Origin of the sequence: Variovorax sp. OK605, from assembly GCF_900115445.1 — a bacterium.
Classification (GTDB): domain Bacteria; phylum Pseudomonadota; class Gammaproteobacteria; order Burkholderiales; family Burkholderiaceae_C; genus Variovorax.
In genome coordinates, this window is the sequence record NZ_FOWL01000014.1 from 1 (window position 1) to 17612 (window position 17612).

A 17612-nucleotide genomic window follows, 5' to 3' on the forward strand; every position below is an offset into this window, starting at 1 on the left:
GCGCGCAAGCAGAACCAGGCCTTCTACGAATTCATGGTGCCGCTGGTGAAGGGCTACAGCACCGAGATGAGCCTGGAGGTGACCTCGCTGGGCGTGCAGGTGCACGGCGGCATGGGCTTCATCGAGGAGACGGGCGCGGCGCAGTACTACCGCGACGCCAAGATCCTGACGATCTACGAAGGCACCACCGCCATCCAGGCCAACGACCTCGTGGGCCGCAAGACGGCGCGCGACGGCGGCCAGACGGCCAAGGCCATCGCCGCGCAGATCGAGAAGACCGAAGCCGAGCTCGCCAAGAGCGACCACCCCGCAGCCGCCGCCGTGCGCAAGCGCCTGACGGCCGCGCGCCTGGCGTTCATCGACGTGGTCGACTTCGTCGCGGGCCAGACCAAGGCTTCGCCCAACGCGGTGTTCTCGGGCAGCGTGCCCTACCTGATGCTCGCGGGCAACCTGGTGGCCGGCTGGCAGCTGGCGCGCTCGCTGATCATTGCGCAGGACCTCGCCTCGCGCAGCTTCGACACCGACTTCATGCTGGCCAAGATCGCCACCGCGCGCTTCTATGCCGAGCACATCCTGAACAAGGTGCCGGGCCTTCGCGACAGCATCGTCGACGGCGCCGAGAGCGTCACGGCGATGGCGCTCGACGCGTTCTGATGCCGGCCACGCGCCTTTGAGCCCGCGCGCCGCTTGTCGCTAAGTCGACCGGTGCGCGAGCCGATTCCTCTTATAAAACCGCACACACCAAACCCGGAGACACCATGTCCAAGCTGCCCCCCGTGCTCGCGAACCTGCCGCTGCCGATCATCGGCTCGCCGCTGTTCATCATCAGCAACCCCAAGCTCGTGATTGCGCAATGCAAGGCCGGCGTGGTCGGCTCGATGCCCGCGCTCAACGCGCGCCCCGCGGCGCAGCTCGAAGACTGGCTGGCCGAGATCACCGAAGAGCTCGCGGCCTACAACAAGGCCAACCCCGACAAGCCCGCCGCGCCGTTCGCGATCAACCAGATCGTGCACAAGAGCAACGACCGCCTCGACCACGACATGGAGATGGTCGTGAAGTACAAGGTGCCGATCGTCATCACCTCGCTGGGCGCGCGCACCGACGTGAACGACGCGGTGCACAGCTACGGCGGCGTCACGCTGCACGACATCATCAACAACAAGTTCGCGCAGAAGGCGATCGAGAAGGGTGCCGACGGCATCATCGCCGTGGCGGCCGGTGCCGGCGGCCACGCGGGCGTGAAGAGCCCGTTCGCGCTGGTGCAGGAAATCCGCCAGTGGTTCGACGGCCCGATCGCGCTGTCGGGCTCCATCGCCACCGGCGGCGCGGTGCTCGCCGCGCAGGCCATGGGTGCCGACTTCGCCTACATCGGCACGGCCTTCATCGCGACCGAGGAAGCGCGCGCGAGCGACGACTACAAGCAGGCCATCGTCGACGGCAACTCGGACGACATCGTCTACTCGAACCTCTTCACCGGCGTGCACGGCAACTACCTCGCGCCCAGCATCGTCGCGGCCGGCATGGACCCCACGAACCTGCCCGAAGGCGACCTGAAGACCATGAACTTCGCCAGCGGCGACGGCAGCAAGGCCAAGGCCTGGAAGGACATCTGGGGCTCGGGCCAGGGCATCGGCGCCGTGACCGAAGTGGCCAGCGCCGCGGTCTTCATCGAGAAGCTCAAGCGCGAATACCAGGAAGCAAGGCAGCGGCTCGCGCTTTGACTTCGATAGCGAACGGCGCGGCGCCTGCCGGCGCGCCGTCGTCATCGCTGGGACGGATGCCGCTGCTCGACGCGGCAAAGGGCATCGCCTGTGCGGTGATCGTCGGGCATCATCTTTCACGCTACGGCCCGATGCCGGCCGGCGCGTACACGCTCGCGCCTGACCTCTTCGCCTGGCTGTCCGACCAGGGGCGCCTGGCGGTGCAGGTGTTCCTCGTGATCGCCGGTTTCCTGGCGGCCGCCAGCCTCGCGCCCGATGGCATGCTGCGCGTCGACCGGCCGGTGGCGCGCATCCTGCAGCGCTACGGGCGGCTCGTGATGCCGTACCTGGCCGCGCTCACGGTCTGCGTGCTGGTGGCGGCGGTGGTGCGTCCCTGGCTCGACGAAGAGGTGGTGCCTGCGTCACCCACCTTCGGGCAGCTGATCGCGCACGGCCTGCTGCTGCAGGACCTGCTGGGCTACGAGTCGCTGTCGACCGGCGTCTGGTACGTGGCCATCGACTTCCAGTTGTTCGCCTTGGCGCTGGCGCTGGTCGGCTTGCCGACGCTGCTGCAGCGCGCGAGCGGCGCGAGCGGCGCCAGTGGCGCTGGTGGCGCGCCACTGAGTGCATCGGCACGCTGGCTGCCGGTGGCGCTGGTGCTCGGCCTGGCCATCACATCGCTGGCGCTCTTCAACCGCAATGCCCGGTTGGACGACACGGCTTTCTACTTCTTCGGCACCTACGGCCTCGGCATGCTGGTGTTCTGGATCGGGCGCGCAACGCGCTTCAGCACCTGGCAAAGCGCCCTCGCGCTGCTGGTGCTGGTGGGCGCGGGCGCGTTGGCCATCGACTGGCGCAGCCGCATCGCGACCGCGCTGGTCACGGCGCTGTTGCTGGCCATCGCGCAGCGCCGGCATTGGCTGTCGCCGCCGCACTGGCCGACGGTGGCGGTGCCGTTGCAGCGACTGGGGCGCATGTCGTACTCGCTGTTCCTGATCCACTTTCCGGTGCTGCTCGCCATGAACGCGGCGGTCGCCAACGCCGGGCCGCACGGCGCGTGGTTCGATGCCGCCGGTCTGGTGGCCACCTTCGCGCTGTCGGTGGGCGCGGCGGCGCTGCTCTACCGCTGGGTGGAAACACGCCAGGCCTCGTGGCGCGCGGTGTTCGCGCTTTTTGCCGCACTGGTCATCAGCGGCCTGGTCGTTTCGCACTGAGCGTCGCGGCGCCCGCTGCGGCGCCGTGGCTTGATTTTTCTCAAACGGTTGCTTTCAAGTCCCGGAGCGCGCACGCTCCGAGGCTCGTCAGCCGTGTCCGCCTCCGATAGAATTGTGGAGATTTCAGTAAATACTGAAAATTCACGAAACCAAGGAATGACCAAGCACCCGCCATCACGATCGCCATTGCGTGCTTTCGCGTCGCCTGACATCGGCGGGGTGGTGCAGGGCGCCGCCGCGCTGTTCTGGCTGCCGCAGGCCGCACTGCTGGCGATGGCGGTGCAGGGGTTGGCGTCGGGGCGGGGTTTTTCAGCCGTGGTCTGGCCGGCCGGACTGATCCTCTTGCTCGGCGTGTTGCGGGCGGCTTGCGAGGCCTGGGGCTCGCGCCGGACCTTCGGCCGCGCACGGGCGCAGCTCACGGCGCTGCGTGCGCAGACCACCGCGGCGCTGGCCGCCGGTTCACCGCTGGACCGCAGCCGCGCTCCTTCGGGCCTCGCCGCCAGCGTGCTCGCCGAGCAGGCCGAGGCGCTCGTGCCGTACCTCGTGCGCTACCAGCCGGCGCGCTGGCGTGCCACGGCCGTGCCGCTGGTCATCCTGGTCGCAGTCGCTGCTTTTTCGTGGGTGGCGGCGCTGGTGCTGCTGGTCGCGGCGCCGCTCATTCCCATCTTCATGGCCATCGTCGGCTGGCGCGCCAAGGCCGCGAGCGAAGCGCAGATGGTCGAACTCGGCGGCATGAACGCCTTTCTGCTCGACCGCCTGCGCGGCCTCGCGACCCTGCGCGCGCTCGATGCGGTGGACGCCACGGCGCAGCGGCTCGGCGATGCCGCGCAATCACTGCGCACGCGCACGATGGCGGTGCTGCGCATCGCCTTCCTCTCGTCGGCCGTGCTCGAACTGTTCTCCGCGCTGGGCGTGGCGATGGTCGCGGCGTATGTCGGCTTTCACCTGCTGGGCACGCTCGGCTTCGGCACCTGGGGCCACCAACTGAGCCTGGGCGAAGGGCTCTTCGTGCTGCTGCTGGCCCCGGCCTTCTTCGAGCCGCTGCGCGAGTTGTCGGCCGTGTGGCACGACCGCGCGGCGGGCGAGGCGGCCTTGCAATCGCTCGAACAGCTGCAACACAACGCGCTGCCGCTGCCGGGCGCGAACGCCTCGCTGACCCGCGCGACCACAGGCGCGCCGGGCGCCGCACCGGCGCTTGCGATCCACGACCTGCACTTCGCCTGGCCCGGCGAAGCGCGGAAGGTCGTCGAGGGCTTCGAGCTGCGCGTCGCTCCCGGCGAGCATGTCGCGCTGATGGGCGCCAGCGGCGCGGGCAAGACGGCGCTGCTGTCGCTGATCGCGGGCCTGCTTCCGGCAGACCGCGGCGAGATCGTGATCGGCGGCGTGCCGCTCACCGGCCACACCGTCGCGGCATTGCGCCAACGCATCGGATGGATGGGGCAAGCGCCACACGTGTTCGCCGGCTCGGTCGCGGCCAACGTGGCGTTGGGGCGCGCGGACATCGACACCCCGCGGGTCGCCGACGCGATGCGTTTCGCGGCGCTCGGTGAGGTGACACAGGCGCACCCGGGCGTGTCCCTGGGAGAGGGCGGGCACGGTCTCTCGGGCGGCGAAGCCGTGCGCCTCGCGCTCGCGCGCGTCGCCGTTCATCCGCATGCCGACCTGCTGCTGGTGGACGAGCCCACAGCGCACCTAGACACCGAAACCGCCGCGCGCGTGACCGACGCACTGGTGCAACTGGCGCGCGGCAAGACCCTCGTCGTCGCCACGCACGACCCGGTGCTCGCCTCGCGCATGCACCGCGCGGTGTGCCTCGGTGCCGGGTCGATCGAGAAGCTCGACAAGTTGAGGGAAGCCGCATGAAGACGCCCGCTTCCACGGCCATCCACTGGCGCGAGCTGCGTCTCGTGCTGCGTCCCTTCCTCGCCGAACAGCCGCGCCCGCTGCTGCTCGGTTGCCTGCTCGCAGCCCTGACCGTGCTCACCGGAATGGCGCTGCTGGGCCTCTCCGGCTGGTTCATCACCGCGACCGCGCTGGCCGGCCTGCATGCCGCCACGGCCTTCACCTTCGACGTGTTCATGCCATCGGCCGGCATCCGCCTGCTGGCGCTGGGCCGCACGGCATCGCGCTACGGCGAGCGGCTCGTGACGCACGACGCCACCTTCGCCGTGCTCGCCGCGCTACGCGTGCGGCTGTTCCGCGGCTGGGCCCGGGCCGAGGCCGCGCGTGAACTGCTGATGCGTCCGGCGCGGCTGCTGTTTCGCCTCACGTCCGACATCGATGCGCTGGAGTCGCTCTACCTGCGCCTGTTCGTGCCCGCCGCCGCCGCGCTGGGCGCCGCGTTGCTGGCCGGCACGGTGCTCGGCTTCATGCACGCCGGAATGGGCCTGGCGTTGACGCTCTGGCTGGTTACGGCCGGGTGGGGCATCGCCTTCGCCGTCGCGCGGCGCGCGCGCTGGCCCGCCGTGCAGCGCGCCCATGCCATCGAGGCTTTGCGCGCACGTGCCGTCGACCTCGTGGCGGGGCAGACCGATCTCGTCATGGCGGGCCGCATCGATGCGCAGCGCAATGCGGTGATGAGCGCCGACATGCATCTCGCCAAGGCCGACCTGGCACTGAACAAGCTCGAAGCCGTGGCCGGTCTGGCCTACGGCAGCGCCGGCACGCTGACGCTGGTGGGCACGCTGCTGGCCGTCGGTGCGCTGGTGAGCGAAGGCGTGATCGGCGCGCCGGCTGCTGCGCTGGCCTTGCTGATCGCGCTCACCGCCACCGAGCCGTTCGCGGCATTGCGGCGAGGCGCACTCGATGCAGGGCGCACCTGGCTGGCGGTGCGCCGTCTTGCGCCACGCATGGCAGACGACGCGCAAGAAGCCACGAGCATCGAGGAAGAAACCTCTTTCGCGCTGCGCGTCCAGGGCGTCAGCGTGGCGCACCCTGGCAGTCGCACGCCGGTGCTGAGCGACCTGTCGCTGACCGTCATGCCCGGCGAGCGCGTCGCGCTGATCGGCGCGAGCGGTGCCGGCAAGTCGACGCTGCTCGCCGCCATCGCGGGCGAGATCACGCCGCAGTCGGGCCATGCGAGCGCTCAGCCTGCCTGCCTGCTGACGCAGCGCACCGAACTCTTCCAGGACAGCCTGCGCGACAACCTCCGTCTCGCCGCGCCCGGCGCCACCGACGAACAACTGCACGCCGTGCTCCATGCCGCGGGCCTCGACAGCGACGTGCGCGCCATGCCCGCAGGGCTCGGCACGCGCCTCGGCGAAGGCGGCCTCGGCCTGTCGGGCGGCCAGTCGCGGCGCCTCGCCCTGGCCCGCCTGCTGCTGCGCCCCGTGCCGCTCTGGCTGCTCGACGAACCCACCGAAGCCCTCGACGCCGCCACCGCGCACGACGTGCTGCAGCGCCTCGCACAGCACGCCGGCGCGCGCACCTTGCTGATCGCCACGCACCTGCGCCGCGAGGCCGCGCTGGCCGACCGCTTGGTGTGCATGCGGCAGGGGCGCATCGTTTTCGACATCCGGCGCGGCAGCGATGCCTTCGACGCCGCACTGCGCAGCCTGCGCCCCGATTGATTTCAGAAAAAAGAAAACAGGGACCACAAAAGGAAGACCCATGGACCTCGACATCGTTGCGCTATCGCGCCTGCAGTTCGCCGTGACGGCGCTGTATCACTTCCTGTTCGTGCCGCTCACGCTCGGGCTCTCGATCATCCTCGCCATCATGGAGACGGTCTACGTGATGACCGGGCGCGTGATCTGGCGCGACATGACGAAATTCTGGGGCGTGCTGTTCGGCATCAACTTCGCGATGGGCGTGGCCACCGGCATCGTGATGGAGTTCCAGTTCGGCATGAACTGGAGCTACTACAGCCACTACGTGGGCGACATCTTCGGTGCGCCACTGGCCATCGAAGGGCTCATGGCCTTCTTCATGGAGGCCACCTTCGTCGGCCTGTTCTTCTTCGGCTGGGACAAGCTCTCCAAGGTCGGCCACCTCGTCGCGACCTGGGCCGTGGCCATCGGCTCGAACTTCTCCGCGCTGTGGATCCTCATTGCCAACGGCTGGATGCAGAACCCCGTGGGCGCGGCCTTCAACCCGCAGACCATGCGCATGGAAGTGACCGACTTCGCCGCGGTGCTGACCAACCCGGTGGCGCAGGCCAAGTTCGTGCACACCGTGTCCGCGGGCTATGTGTGCGCCGCCGTGTTCGTGCTCGGCGTGTCGGCCTGGTACGTGCTCAAGGGGCGTCACATCGAGCTCGCCAAGCGCTCGATGACGGTTGCCGCTTCGTTCGGTCTCGCTGCCGCGCTGTCGGTGGCCGTGCTCGGCGACGAGAGCGGTTATCTGTCGGGCGAACACCAGAAGATGAAGCTGGCCGCCATCGAGGCCATGTGGGAAACGCAACCCGCGCCCGCTGCCTTCACCGTCATCGGCTTTCCCGACCAGGAGGCGCGCGAGACGCACTACGCCATCCACATCCCGGGGGTGATGGGCCTGATCGGCACGCGCTCGCTGGACACCGTGATGCCCGGCATCGACGAGCTCGTGAAGCGCGCCGAAGCCCGCATCCGCGAAGGCCTGAAGGCCTACGACGCGCTGCAGAAGATCCGCGAGGCCGGCAAGACGCCGGTGACGCAAGGCGTGCGCGACGCCTTCGAGGACAACGGCATCAACATGGGCTACGCGTTGCTGCTCAAGCGCTACGTGGACGACCCGCGCACCGCCACCGACGAGCAGATCACCAAGGCCGCGTGGGACACCGTGCCGCAGGTGGCGCCGCTGTTCTGGCTGTTCCGCGTGATGGTGGGCATCGGCATGCTGCTGATCGTGCTGACCGGCACCTTCTTCGTGCTGTCCGCGCGCCGCAAGCTCGACAACTACCGCTGGTTGCTCAAGCTCGCCGTGCTGGCAATTCCGCTGCCGTGGATCGCCATCGAGGCGGGCTGGCTGGTGGCGGAGTTCGGCCGCCAGCCGTGGGTGATCGAAGGCGTGCTGCCGACCGCGGTGGCTGTGTCCAACCTCGGCGTGAAGACGCTGCTGCTCACGCTCGGGGGCTTCATCGCGATCTACACCGTGCTGCTCGTCATCGAGATGAAGCTGATGCTCAAGGCCATCCGCAAGGGGCCGCAGGCGGAGCACGCGCCTGACGAAGGCGACACGCTTTCGCACATTCCGCCGGCACATGCGGGTACGGGTTCGACCGCGGGTGCCGCCATTCCCTCCACCGGGAGCGCCGCATGACTCTTCACACACTTCTCGACTACGACACCCTGCGCTTCATCTGGTGGCTGCTCATCGGCGTGCTGCTGGTGGGCTTCGCCGTGACCGACGGCTTCGACCTGGGCAGCGGCATGCTGCTGCCCTTTGCGGCGCGCAACGACATCGAGCGGCGCGTCGTCATCAACAGCGTGGGCCCGGTGTGGGAAGGCAACCAGGTGTGGCTGATCCTGGGCGGCGGCGCGATCTTCGCGGCGTGGCCGCAGCTGTACGCCGTGTCCTTCTCGGGCTTCTACCTGGCGATGTTCGTGATTCTCACGGCGCTCATCCTGCGGCCCGTGGCCTTCAAGTTCCGCAGCAAGCGCGAGTCTGCGCAATGGCGCGCGCGCTGGGACTGGGTGCTGTTCTTCAGCGGCTTCGTGCCCGCGCTGATCTGCGGCGTGGCCGTGGGCAACGTGCTGCAGGGCGTGCCGTTCCGCTTCGGCGCGGACATGCACATCTTCTACGACGGCGGCTTTTTTGGCCTGCTGAATCCGTTTGCCATCCTGTGCGGGCTGGTGTCGGTGGCGATGCTGGTGATGCACGGCGCGGCGTGGCTGCTGCTGAAGACCGCGGGGCCGGTTGCCGAGCGTGCGCGCACCTACGGCGTGGTCGCGTCGGTGCTCACCATCGCGCTGTATGCGCTGGCCGGCGTGCTGCTCGCCACGAGCATCGGCGGCTACCGCATCAGCAGCGTGGTCGATGCGGTGGGGCCGTCGAACCCGATGCTCAAGACCGTCGAGCTGCATGCCGGCGCATGGACCGCCAACTACGCGGCGCACCCGTGGACGCTGGCCGCGCCGGCCGTGGGCTTCATCGGCGCATCGGGCGCATTGCTCGGCCTGCTGTTGCGCAAGCCGGTGCTCGCGCTGCTGACCGCCGCGCTCGGCATTGCCGGCATCATCCTGAGCGTGGGCGCCTCGATGTTCCCGTTCATCCTGCCGTCGTCGATCGATCCGCGCGCCAGCCTCACGGTGTGGGACTCGTCGTCGAGCCACCTCACGCTGTTCATCATGCTGGTGGTCACGGGCTTCTTCATTCCCATCATCGTGGCCTACACCACCTGGGTGTATCACGTGCTGTGGGGCAAGGTCGACGAACAAGCGATCCGCGACGAGAGCGGACACGCGTACTGAACGGAGAAAAAAAGATGTGGTACTTCGCCTGGATCCTCGGCCTGCCGCTGGCAGCCGCCTTCGCCGTGCTCAACGCCATGTGGTACGAGCTGATGGACGACGACGCCGTCCGCAAGGCCAAGCTCGAGACGCCCGAGCCGCCTCACGGGCAGGAGCGGCTCTAGTTCTTCGGAGACCCGAGCCCGGGCCCAGACCCGGGCCCGGGCCTCAATCGGCCTTCTTCTTCGACGCTCCGCCGCCCGTGATGCGGTCCTTGAGCGTCAGCACCTTCGTCACGGTCGCGCCCATCCCCATGAGCTTCATGGCGGTTTCGGGCGCGAGCCGCTGAACGTCGTCGAACCACTTCATCAGCCGGTCGATCAGGTCGTGCATCTCGCGCATGCGCTCCTGCGCGTGACGTTCGGCGTCGCTCGTCGGTGACTCGAGCAGCGCGTTGCGCAGCATCGAGAGCGTGGGTTCGATCTCGCGGCGGCGCCGCTCCTCGGCCAGCACCCGAAAGATTTCCCACACGTCCGACGGCGCCTCGAAGTATTCGCGACGGTCGCCGGGGTGGTGGCGCAGGTGCACCAGGCGCCAGGCCTGCAGTTCCTTCAATCCCATGCTGACGTTCGAGCGCGAGAACTCGAGCAGCTCGGCGATCTCGTCGGCGTTGAGCGCGCGCTCCGACAGGTAGAGCAAGGCGTAGATCTGACCGACGGTGCGGTTGATGCCCCATTTGCTGCCCATCTCGCCGAAATGGGCGACGAACTGGCGGTTGAGAGGGGGAAGGTCGATGGAAGAGGCCATGCGCGGATTGTCGCGCCGACTTGCTGTGATTCCGGAAGTTTCCGAAAACTCCAGAAGCAAGAAAAACCGGACGAATACCCTGTTCGGGGGATGTTGTTGAAACACTTAGTTAACAAAAATTAACACTCCCTGACTGGTTGCGCTGTTTCGGTGCGCGGCAGGCGCTCGCGGCGAGCGCGTCAGGGGACAAAACGTGGCGCGTTGCCGGCGGATCAGCCATGCGGCATTCGGCTTTTGCCATGGCCCTGATTTTGGGGCGCAGAGAAAAACGACGGGGGAGATCAGATGAACACGAATTTCCGCAGCATGTGGAATGCATCCATCGGCGCATGGGTGGCCGTTTCGGAAACCACCAAGGCGCGAGGCAAGCGCAGCGGCTCGAGCGCAACCACGAAGGTCGGCGCGACCGGCGTGCTGCTGGCGGCAGCGCTGTTCGGGTCGGCCGCTCCTGCATTCGCCAACTGCGCACTGAGCGGCAGCATCAATGTGTGCACCGGCGCCTCCGCCAGCAGCATCCTTGTCGCGACCGGCACCGAACTGCGCAACGAAGGCACCATCGGCCTCCTGAGGGAGAGTGGGTACGGCGCCTATTCACTTTCAACCGATTCGAACGTGACGGTCACCAACACCGCCAGCGGCGTCATTCAAAGCGATGCCATCGTTTCTCTGACCGGCGCCAACAGCAAGTTCCAGAATTTCGGCGGCTATGCCTACGGCTTCAACGGCGGTGTCGTCCTCGCCAACACGGGAAGCTCCGTCATCAACCAGCAGGGCGGCACGATCGGCAGCACGGGGAGCTACGGCATCCTGCTGCAAGACGGCGGGGAGATCCTGAATACAGGAGGCAGCAAGATCATGGGAGGCGCCTTGAGCGCCATCATTTCGAAAGGCGGCACCACCAAGATCACCAACGAGAGCGGGTCGCTGATTTCCGCCTCCAACACCGCCATCGGCACGCTCGGCTCCACGACCCTGATCAATTCAAGCCAGATCAGCGGCAACGTGATCCTCGGCGCCGACGGTGCCAACGACGTCCGCCTGGCCGCCGGGGGGCAGATCGCGGGGCACCTCAACATCGCGGGAGCCGACTCGGTGCTCACGCTCGACGGCGCGAGCGGTACCACCGGGGTGTACTCCAATGCGGTGACTGGAGACACGACGTTCACGGGCAATCTCGTGAAAGTCGGCGCCGGCCGCTGGGAACTGGATCGCACGACCTCGCCGGGCAGTTCGTCGTTCGCACCGGGCAACGTGTCGGTCGCGCAGGGAACGCTCAGCGTCGGGGCCGCGGTCAGCCTTGGCGCCGCCGCAGCCGTTCAGGTCGATTCGGGGGCCATCCTCGAACTCAAAGGCGCCAAGCTCGCGAACGTGATCAGCGGCGCGGGCTCGCTGGTGGTGAACGGCCTCACCACGAGCAGCCTTTCGGGCAACAACACCGGCTTGGCGGGCGGCGTCACGCTGGCTACCAGCGAGCTCTTGCTCGGCCATGAAGCCGCACTCGGCAGCGGTGCGCTGACGGTTTCGGGCGCCGGCGGCCTCGACTGGACTTCGGCCGTGACTTCCCTGAACAACAACGTGAGCATCGCCGCCGGCGGGAACCTCGCGCTGCAAGGCAAGAGTTCGCTGGCGATGCTCGGCGCGCTGTCGGGTGACGGCTCGCTGACGAAGAACGGCAGCGGCACGCTGGTGCTGGCGGGCGCCAACACCTACAGCGGCGGCACGACCGTCAGCGCGGGCACGCTGCAGGTCGGCAATGGCGGCACCACGGGCAGCATCGCCGGCAATGTGCTGAACAACGGCGCGCTGGCCTTCAATCGGTCGGACGACATCAGTTTCACCGGCGTCGTCAGCGGCACAGGCCGTGTGACGCAGTCGGGCGCGGGCACGCTGACGCTTTCGGGCACCAACACCTACGGCGGCGGCACGACTGTCAGCGCGGGCACGCTGCAGCTCGGCAACGGCGGCACCTCCGGCAGCATCGTCGGCAATGTGCTGAACAACGGCACGCTGGCCTTCAATCGGTCGGACAACACCAGTTTCACAGGCGTCGTCAGCGGCACAGGCCGTGTGGCGAAGTTTGGCGCGGGCACGTTGACGCTCTCGAGTGCCAACACCTACGCAGGCGGCACGTCGATCAACGCCGGCACGGTGAACGCCGCGGTCAGCGGCGCGCTGGGCACCGGCGCGGTGGCCGTGAGCTCGGGCGCCACCCTGAACTTCAACGGTACCGCGGACGCGCGCAATCTGCAGATCACCCTGGCAGCGCCCGTCGGTCCCTCCATCGACATCGGCAACGTTGCGTTCAACAACAACAGTTCGGCGGGCAACGCCACCTTCGTCGCGAACTCCTATTCCAGCGTGACGTTCAATCACGACTCGACCGCGGGCAACGCCGTCTTCGAGAACCGCGGTGGTGACACCATGTTCGTGTTCAGCGCCACCGCCGGCAACGCGCGCATCACCAACTTCGCGGGCGGCGCGACCTACTTCCGGGACACCTCCTCGGCCGGCCAGGCCACGATCACCAACGAGACCGGCGGCCAGATCGACTTCAACTACAGCGCCACGGCCGATCAGGCCACCATAGTGAACAAGGCGGGCGGCAAGGTTCACATCAGCAGTCTGAGCGCAGCAGCCGGCACGGCGATCGGTTCGCTCGAAGGCGCCGGCGATGTGCTCCTCGGCACGAAGGCGCTGACCACGGGCGGGCTGAACACCAGCACCGAAGTCTCCGGCGTCATCTCCGGCGTGGGCGGCTCCCTCGTCAAGGTCGGCTCCGGCACGCTGAGGCTCTCGGGCGTCAACACCTATACCGGCGGCACACAGGTGAACGCCGGCACGCTGAGCGTGAACAACACCACCGGCAGCGCCACCGGCACGGGCAACGTGCAGGTCGCAAGCGGCGCCACGCTCGCCGGCAGCGGCATCGTCACGGGTGCGGTCACCATCGCCGACGGCGGTTCGCTCGCCCCCGGCAACAGCCCGGGCACCCTGACCACCGGCGACCTGACCCTGAACAGCGGCTCGTTCCTGGTCTACGAGCTGGGTGCCACAGGCGAAAGCCTGCTGAGCGACCTGGTCAAGGTCAACGGCAACCTGGTGCTGGACGGCACGCTCAACGTGACCCCGTCGACCGGTGGCAGCTTCGGCCCCGGCCTGTACCGTCTCATCAAGTACACCGGCACGCTGACCGACAACGTCCTGAACCTCGGCACCACGCCGGCCCTGCCGGGCGACCTGTACGTGCAGACCTCGATCGCCAAGGAGGTGAACCTGATCAACAGCACGGGCGTGAGCCTCACCTTCTGGGACGGCAGCGACGCAAGCAAGTACAACGACGGCACCGCCGGCGGCGGCAGCGGCACCTGGCGCCTCGGCGCGCCCAACGACGGCTGGGCCAATGCCGACGGCAAGCTCAACGCCGCCTGGAAGCAGAACGGCTTCGCCATGTTCGGCGGCACGGCCGGCACCGTCACCGTGGACAACGGCGGCGGCAACATCGTCATCGGCGGCGCGCAGTTCTTCACCGACGGCTACGTGGTGACCGGCGACGCGCTCACGCTCGGCAACGCCAGCACCATCGTCAAGGTCGGCGACGGCACCACGTCCGGCGCGAGCATGAAGGCCACCATCAACGCCGTGCTCACCGGCGCGGGCGGCCTCACCAAGGACGACTACGGCACGCTGGTGCTCACCGGCGCCAACAACTACACCGGCGGCACGCACGTGAAGGGCGGCGTGCTGCAGGGCGACACCACCAGCCTGCAGGGCGGCATCGTCAACGATGCCAACGTCACCTTCGAGCAGGCCGCCAACGGCAGCTACGCCGGCACCATGAGCGGCACCGGCAGCCTGCGCAAGACCGGCACGGGCGAGCTCAAGCTCACCGTGGCCAACAGCTACGGCGGCGGCACGCGGATCGACGGCGGCACGATCGACGCGGCCGTGAGCGGCGCGCTGGGCACCGGCGCGGTGGCCGTGAACGGCGGCGGCGGCCTGAGCTTCAGCGGCAACGCCGACGCGGGCAGCCTGCGCATCTCGATGGCGGCGCGCGACGGCGTCGTCAACGGCGGCTACGCGGAGTTCAAGGACAACAGCTCGGCCGGCAGCGCGACGCTGGTCACCGCCACCGACGCCAACGTGACCTTCGCGGGCAACTCGACGGCCGGCGGCGCCACCATCGAGAACCGCGGCGGCGGCACCACCGTGTGGAACAACGCCAGCGCGGGCAATGCGCGCATCACCAACTTTGCCGGCGGCCACACCGACTTCCTGGACAACGGCTCGGCCGGGCAGGCGACGCTGGTCAACCAGGGCGGCGGCCTGGTCGACTTCTTCGACAACACCACGGCCGACAAGGCCACGGTGGTGAACAACGCCGGCGGCACCGTGCGCATCAGCAAGCTGGGCGCCACCGGCATCAACATCGGCTCGCTGCAAGGCGCGGGCCGCGTGCTGCTCGGCGCCAAGACGCTGACCACCGGCGGCCTGAACACCGACACCGAAGTTTCAGGCGTCATCTCGGGGGTGGGTGGCTCGCTGGTGAAGGAAGGCACGGGCGCGCTCACGTTGTCCGGCGCCAACACCTACACCGGCGGCACGGCCCTGAAGAAGGGCCGGCTGAACATCGCCAACGCGCAGGCGCTGGGCACCGGCGAACTGGCGATGGACGACGGCACCACGCTGGGCTTCAGCGTGACCGGCCTGGTGCTGACCAACGCGATCCGCTTCACCGGCAACAGCGACCCGGTCATCGACACCGGCGCGATGGACGCCGGCCTGAGCGGCGCCATCAGCGGCGCCGGCTTCATCACCAAGCAGGGCACCGGCACCCTGACGCTCTCGGGCGCCAACAGCTACACCGGCGCGACCGACGTGGCGCAGGGCACGTTGAAGGCGGGCGCGGCCAACACCTTCAGCGCTGCTTCGGCGCACAGCGTGGCCGCGGGCGCCACGCTCGACCTCGCGGGCTTCAGCCAGACCGTGGCCTCGCTCGCCAACAGCGGCACCGTGTCGCTGGTGGGCACGGTGCCCGGCACCACGCTGACCGTGAACGGCAACTACGTCGGCAACAACGGCGTGCTGAAGCTGGGCACCGCGCTCTACTTCAACGGCCCGCCGTCCGACCGCCTGGTGATCAACGGCGGCACCGCCAGCGGCAAGACCAGCGTGCAGGTCACCAACACCGGCGGCCTGGGCGCGCTGACCAACGGCAACGGCATCGAGGTGATCACCGCGCAGAACGGCGGCACGACCACCGCGCAGACCACCAAGGACGCCTTCAGCCTCGCAGGCGGCCACGTGGACGCCGGCGCGTTCGAGTACCGCCTGTACGCCGCCGACTCGGCGGGCCAGGGCGAGAACTGGTACCTGCGCTCGGCGGAGAAGGGCGTGACCTACTACCGCCCCGAGGCCGCGCTGTATGCGGCGCTGCCGAGCCAACTGCGCCAGGGCAACCTCGCGATGCTGGGCGACGTGCGCAAGCGCGTGGGCGACGACGACGTGAAGGGCACGGCCACCGCGCCCACCGGTTCCGACCGCCGCGCGTGGGCCCGCGTGCTCTCCACCGACATCGACATCCAGCAGGGCGGCGCCGTCTCCCCGACCAGCAAGGGCCGCCTGACCGGCTTCCAGGCCGGCACCGACCTGCTGGCCACGCCCAACTGGCGCGCCGGCATCTACGTCGGCCAGCTCGACGGCGACGTGCGCGTGCGCGGCTACGCCAGCGGCGTGCAGAACCTGAACGTGGGCCGCAACGACCTGCGCAGCCAGTACGTGGGCATCTACGGCACCTACACCAACGACAGCGGCTTCTACGCCGACGCCGTGGTGCAGTCGGGCCGCCACCGCTACACGGTCGAGCCGCTGCTGAGCGCCGGCGTCGGCGGCAAGGGCAACAGCCTCTTGGGCTCCATCGAAGTCGGCCAGGCCTTCCCGATCGGTGCCAGCGGCTGGAGCGTCGAGCCGCAGCTGCAGCTCATCAGCCAGCACATGGACCTGAGCAACTCGGCCATTGCCGGCGCCATCGCGCAACCGCAAGCCGACAGCGGCTGGATCGCGCGCGCGGGCATTCGCGTCAAGGGCCAGATCGACACCGGCATGGGCACGCTGCAGCCGTACGGCCGCTTCAACGTCTACAAGACCTCGAGCGGCGCGGACATCGCGCGCTTCGTCAACGGCACGACCACGACCGACATCGCGGCGCCGACCGGCAGCACCAGCACCGAGCTGGCCGGCGGCTTCACGCTGGCCCTGAGCCAGTCGACCAGCCTCTACGGCGAAATCGGCAAGCTCTGGTCGTCGGGTGGCGACGCCAAGGTGAAGAGCTCGATCAACGGCTCGCTGGGCGTGCGGGTGAAGTGGTAACCGCCGCCAGGGGCTGAACCGCGGGCTCCTCGTCGGAGCCCGCCGAGTCGGCCTCGCGGCGCCGCCGGTAGGACCCCGGCGCGCCGCCCGTCCAGGCCTTGAAGGCCCGCTGGAACGCCGCGCTGTCGGCAAAGCCCAGTTCCTCGGCCAGCGCCGCCAGCGGCACCGTGCTGGTGTTGAGCCGCACGATGGCCAGGTCGCGCCGCAGCTGGTCCTTCAGCGCCTGGAACGAGGTGCCCTCGGTTGCCAAGTGCCGCTGCAGCGTGCTGAGCGACATGTGCAGCACGCCCGCCGCCGTGGCCAGGTCGGCCCATGCGGGGCGGTGCTGCTGCAGCACCGCGCGCACGCGTGCGCTCACCGCCTGCTCGGCCTGTCGCGGCAGGATCACGTTGGCCGGCGAGGCCGCCAGGAACGCCTGCATTTCCTGTGCGTCGCGGTGCACCGGCGTGTCGAGCGCGCTGGCGTCGAACCACACGGCCGACAGCGCCTGGCCGAACTGCAGCGGCCCCGGGAACACCTTGGCGTAGCCGTCCGCGTAGGGCGGCAGCGCAAAGCCGAAGTCGAAGCGGCGCGCCACCAGCCGGCCGCCGTGCAGCCATGCGAACAGCCGCCAGTACACGCGCAGCATCAGCTCGTGCAGAAAGTTCTGGTGCAGGGCCGGCGGGTGGTTCAGCTGCAGCCCGAAGCCCGCCAGCGGCCCTTCGCGCAGCAGCACCAGCGACAGGTCGTCCTGCAGCAGGCTGAAGGTGTGGGCCACGCGGCGCAGCGCCACCTCGAAGGTGCGCGCGCCCAGCGTGGAGCGCGTCATCAGCGCGAAGCTGCCGCAGCGCAGGCGCCGCGAGAGGAAGCCCAGCGCCTCGTCGTCCATGCGCGCCATCAGCAGCGCGAACAGCGCCACGTACTGCTCGGCCGTGACGCGCGCGCCCGCCTCCTCGAGCAGCGCGGGCGCGATGCCCGCGTCTTCCAGCGCCGTTTCGATGCACACCGCGCCCGCCTCGCCGCGCGCGCGAAGGCCCGACAGCATGCCGCTGACGAAGACGATCGGGATGGTGACGGGCGGTTGCAGCATGTATCTGTCGATTGACGTTTTCTGCCATGCGATCGAAGCGAAGTGCAATCGCCGGCCAGTGGGCGGATTTCTACCATGCGAGGGCACA

The 17612-nt window shown here is 68.9% G+C and carries 11 protein-coding genes; 9 read left to right on the forward strand and 2 right to left on the reverse strand.

The window, feature by feature from the left end; genetic code table 11:
• From BM013_RS29470 to cydX, 8 genes are all read left to right on the forward strand, one after another.
• Positions 1 to 654: acyl-CoA dehydrogenase C-terminal domain-containing protein (locus BM013_RS29470; RefSeq protein WP_143098403.1), on the forward strand; the 654-nt coding region annotated here is incomplete at its 5' end.
• Positions 655 to 758: 104 nt separating this feature from the next.
• Entirely contained in the window at positions 759 to 1721 is a 963-nt protein-coding gene (locus BM013_RS29475; RefSeq protein WP_093131709.1) for an NAD(P)H-dependent flavin oxidoreductase, read from the forward strand.
• Between the two features lie 56 nt (positions 1722 to 1777).
• Positions 1778 to 2914, forward strand: a complete 1137-nt coding sequence (locus tag BM013_RS29480) for an acyltransferase family protein (protein WP_093131711.1) — start codon at positions 1778 to 1780, stop codon at positions 2912 to 2914.
• A 156-nt stretch (positions 2915 to 3070) separates the two neighbouring features.
• Positions 3071 to 4777 carry a thiol reductant ABC exporter subunit CydD gene (cydD, locus tag BM013_RS29485; RefSeq protein ID WP_093131713.1) on the forward strand — a complete coding sequence of 569 codons (1707 nt, stop codon included), beginning with the start codon at positions 3071 to 3073 and terminating at the stop codon, positions 4775 to 4777.
• Positions 4774 to 6483 (forward strand): thiol reductant ABC exporter subunit CydC, encoded by a 1710-nt coding sequence (cydC, locus tag BM013_RS29490; RefSeq protein ID WP_093131715.1) that lies wholly within the window; start codon positions 4774 to 4776, stop codon positions 6481 to 6483. The genes cydD and cydC overlap by 4 nt, the downstream gene beginning before the upstream one ends.
• 40 nt (positions 6484 to 6523) lie before the next feature.
• A complete protein-coding gene (locus tag BM013_RS29495) occupies positions 6524 to 8152 on the forward strand; it encodes a cytochrome ubiquinol oxidase subunit I (RefSeq protein WP_093131717.1) in 1629 nt (542 codons plus the stop codon).
• Complete coding sequence (gene cydB / locus BM013_RS29500) at positions 8149 to 9303, forward strand: cytochrome d ubiquinol oxidase subunit II (RefSeq protein ID WP_093131719.1); 1155 nt, start codon at positions 8149 to 8151, stop codon at positions 9301 to 9303. Before BM013_RS29495 ends, cydB begins: the two co-directional genes overlap by 4 nt.
• A gap of 14 nt (positions 9304 to 9317) precedes the next feature.
• On the forward strand, positions 9318 to 9467 hold the full coding sequence (gene cydX / locus BM013_RS29505; RefSeq protein ID WP_093131721.1) for a cytochrome bd-I oxidase subunit CydX: 150 nt from the start codon (positions 9318 to 9320) through the stop codon (positions 9465 to 9467).
• 43 nt (positions 9468 to 9510) lie between these two features.
• Here the strand turns inward: cydX and BM013_RS29510 are convergent, their stop codons facing one another.
• The gene (locus BM013_RS29510; RefSeq protein ID WP_093131723.1) at positions 9511 to 10089 is read right to left on the reverse strand and encodes a GbsR/MarR family transcriptional regulator; all 579 of its coding nucleotides are present in this window, start codon (positions 10087 to 10089) and stop codon (positions 9511 to 9513) included.
• A 285-nt stretch (positions 10090 to 10374) separates the two neighbouring features.
• On the opposite strand from BM013_RS29510, the gene BM013_RS29515 reads away from it, so the two are divergent.
• The gene (locus BM013_RS29515; RefSeq protein WP_093131725.1) at positions 10375 to 16455 is read left to right on the forward strand and encodes an autotransporter outer membrane beta-barrel domain-containing protein; all 6081 of its coding nucleotides are present in this window, start codon (positions 10375 to 10377) and stop codon (positions 16453 to 16455) included.
• Here the strand turns inward: BM013_RS29515 and BM013_RS29520 are convergent.
• Positions 16421 to 17524 (reverse strand): AraC family transcriptional regulator, encoded by a 1104-nt coding sequence (locus tag BM013_RS29520; RefSeq protein ID WP_093131727.1) that lies wholly within the window; start codon positions 17522 to 17524, stop codon positions 16421 to 16423. The two genes, BM013_RS29515 and BM013_RS29520, sit on opposite strands and share 35 nt — an antisense overlap.
• Positions 17525 to 17612 lie beyond the last annotated feature (88 nt).

Excerpts from the sequence above, each read along its gene's own strand:
- BM013_RS29475 (WP_093131709.1), top strand. The coding sequence starts at position 759 with ATGTCCAAGCTGCCCCCCGTGCTCGCGAACCTGCCGCTGCCGATCATC.
- BM013_RS29480 (WP_093131711.1), top strand. The coding sequence starts at position 1,778 with ATGCCGCTGCTCGACGCGGCAAAGGGCATCGCCTGTGCGGTGATCGTC.
- cydD (WP_093131713.1), top strand. The coding sequence starts at position 3,071 with ATGACCAAGCACCCGCCATCACGATCGCCATTGCGTGCTTTCGCGTCG.
- cydC (WP_093131715.1), top strand. The coding sequence starts at position 4,774 with ATGAAGACGCCCGCTTCCACGGCCATCCACTGGCGCGAGCTGCGTCTC.
- BM013_RS29495 (WP_093131717.1), top strand. The coding sequence starts at position 6,524 with ATGGACCTCGACATCGTTGCGCTATCGCGCCTGCAGTTCGCCGTGACG.
- cydB (WP_093131719.1), top strand. The coding sequence starts at position 8,149 with ATGACTCTTCACACACTTCTCGACTACGACACCCTGCGCTTCATCTGG.
- cydX (WP_093131721.1), top strand. The coding sequence starts at position 9,318 with ATGTGGTACTTCGCCTGGATCCTCGGCCTGCCGCTGGCAGCCGCCTTC.
- BM013_RS29510 (WP_093131723.1), bottom strand. The coding sequence starts at position 10,089 with ATGGCCTCTTCCATCGACCTTCCCCCTCTCAACCGCCAGTTCGTCGCC.
- BM013_RS29515 (WP_093131725.1), top strand. The coding sequence starts at position 10,375 with ATGAACACGAATTTCCGCAGCATGTGGAATGCATCCATCGGCGCATGG.
- BM013_RS29520 (WP_093131727.1), bottom strand. The coding sequence starts at position 17,524 with ATGCTGCAACCGCCCGTCACCATCCCGATCGTCTTCGTCAGCGGCATG.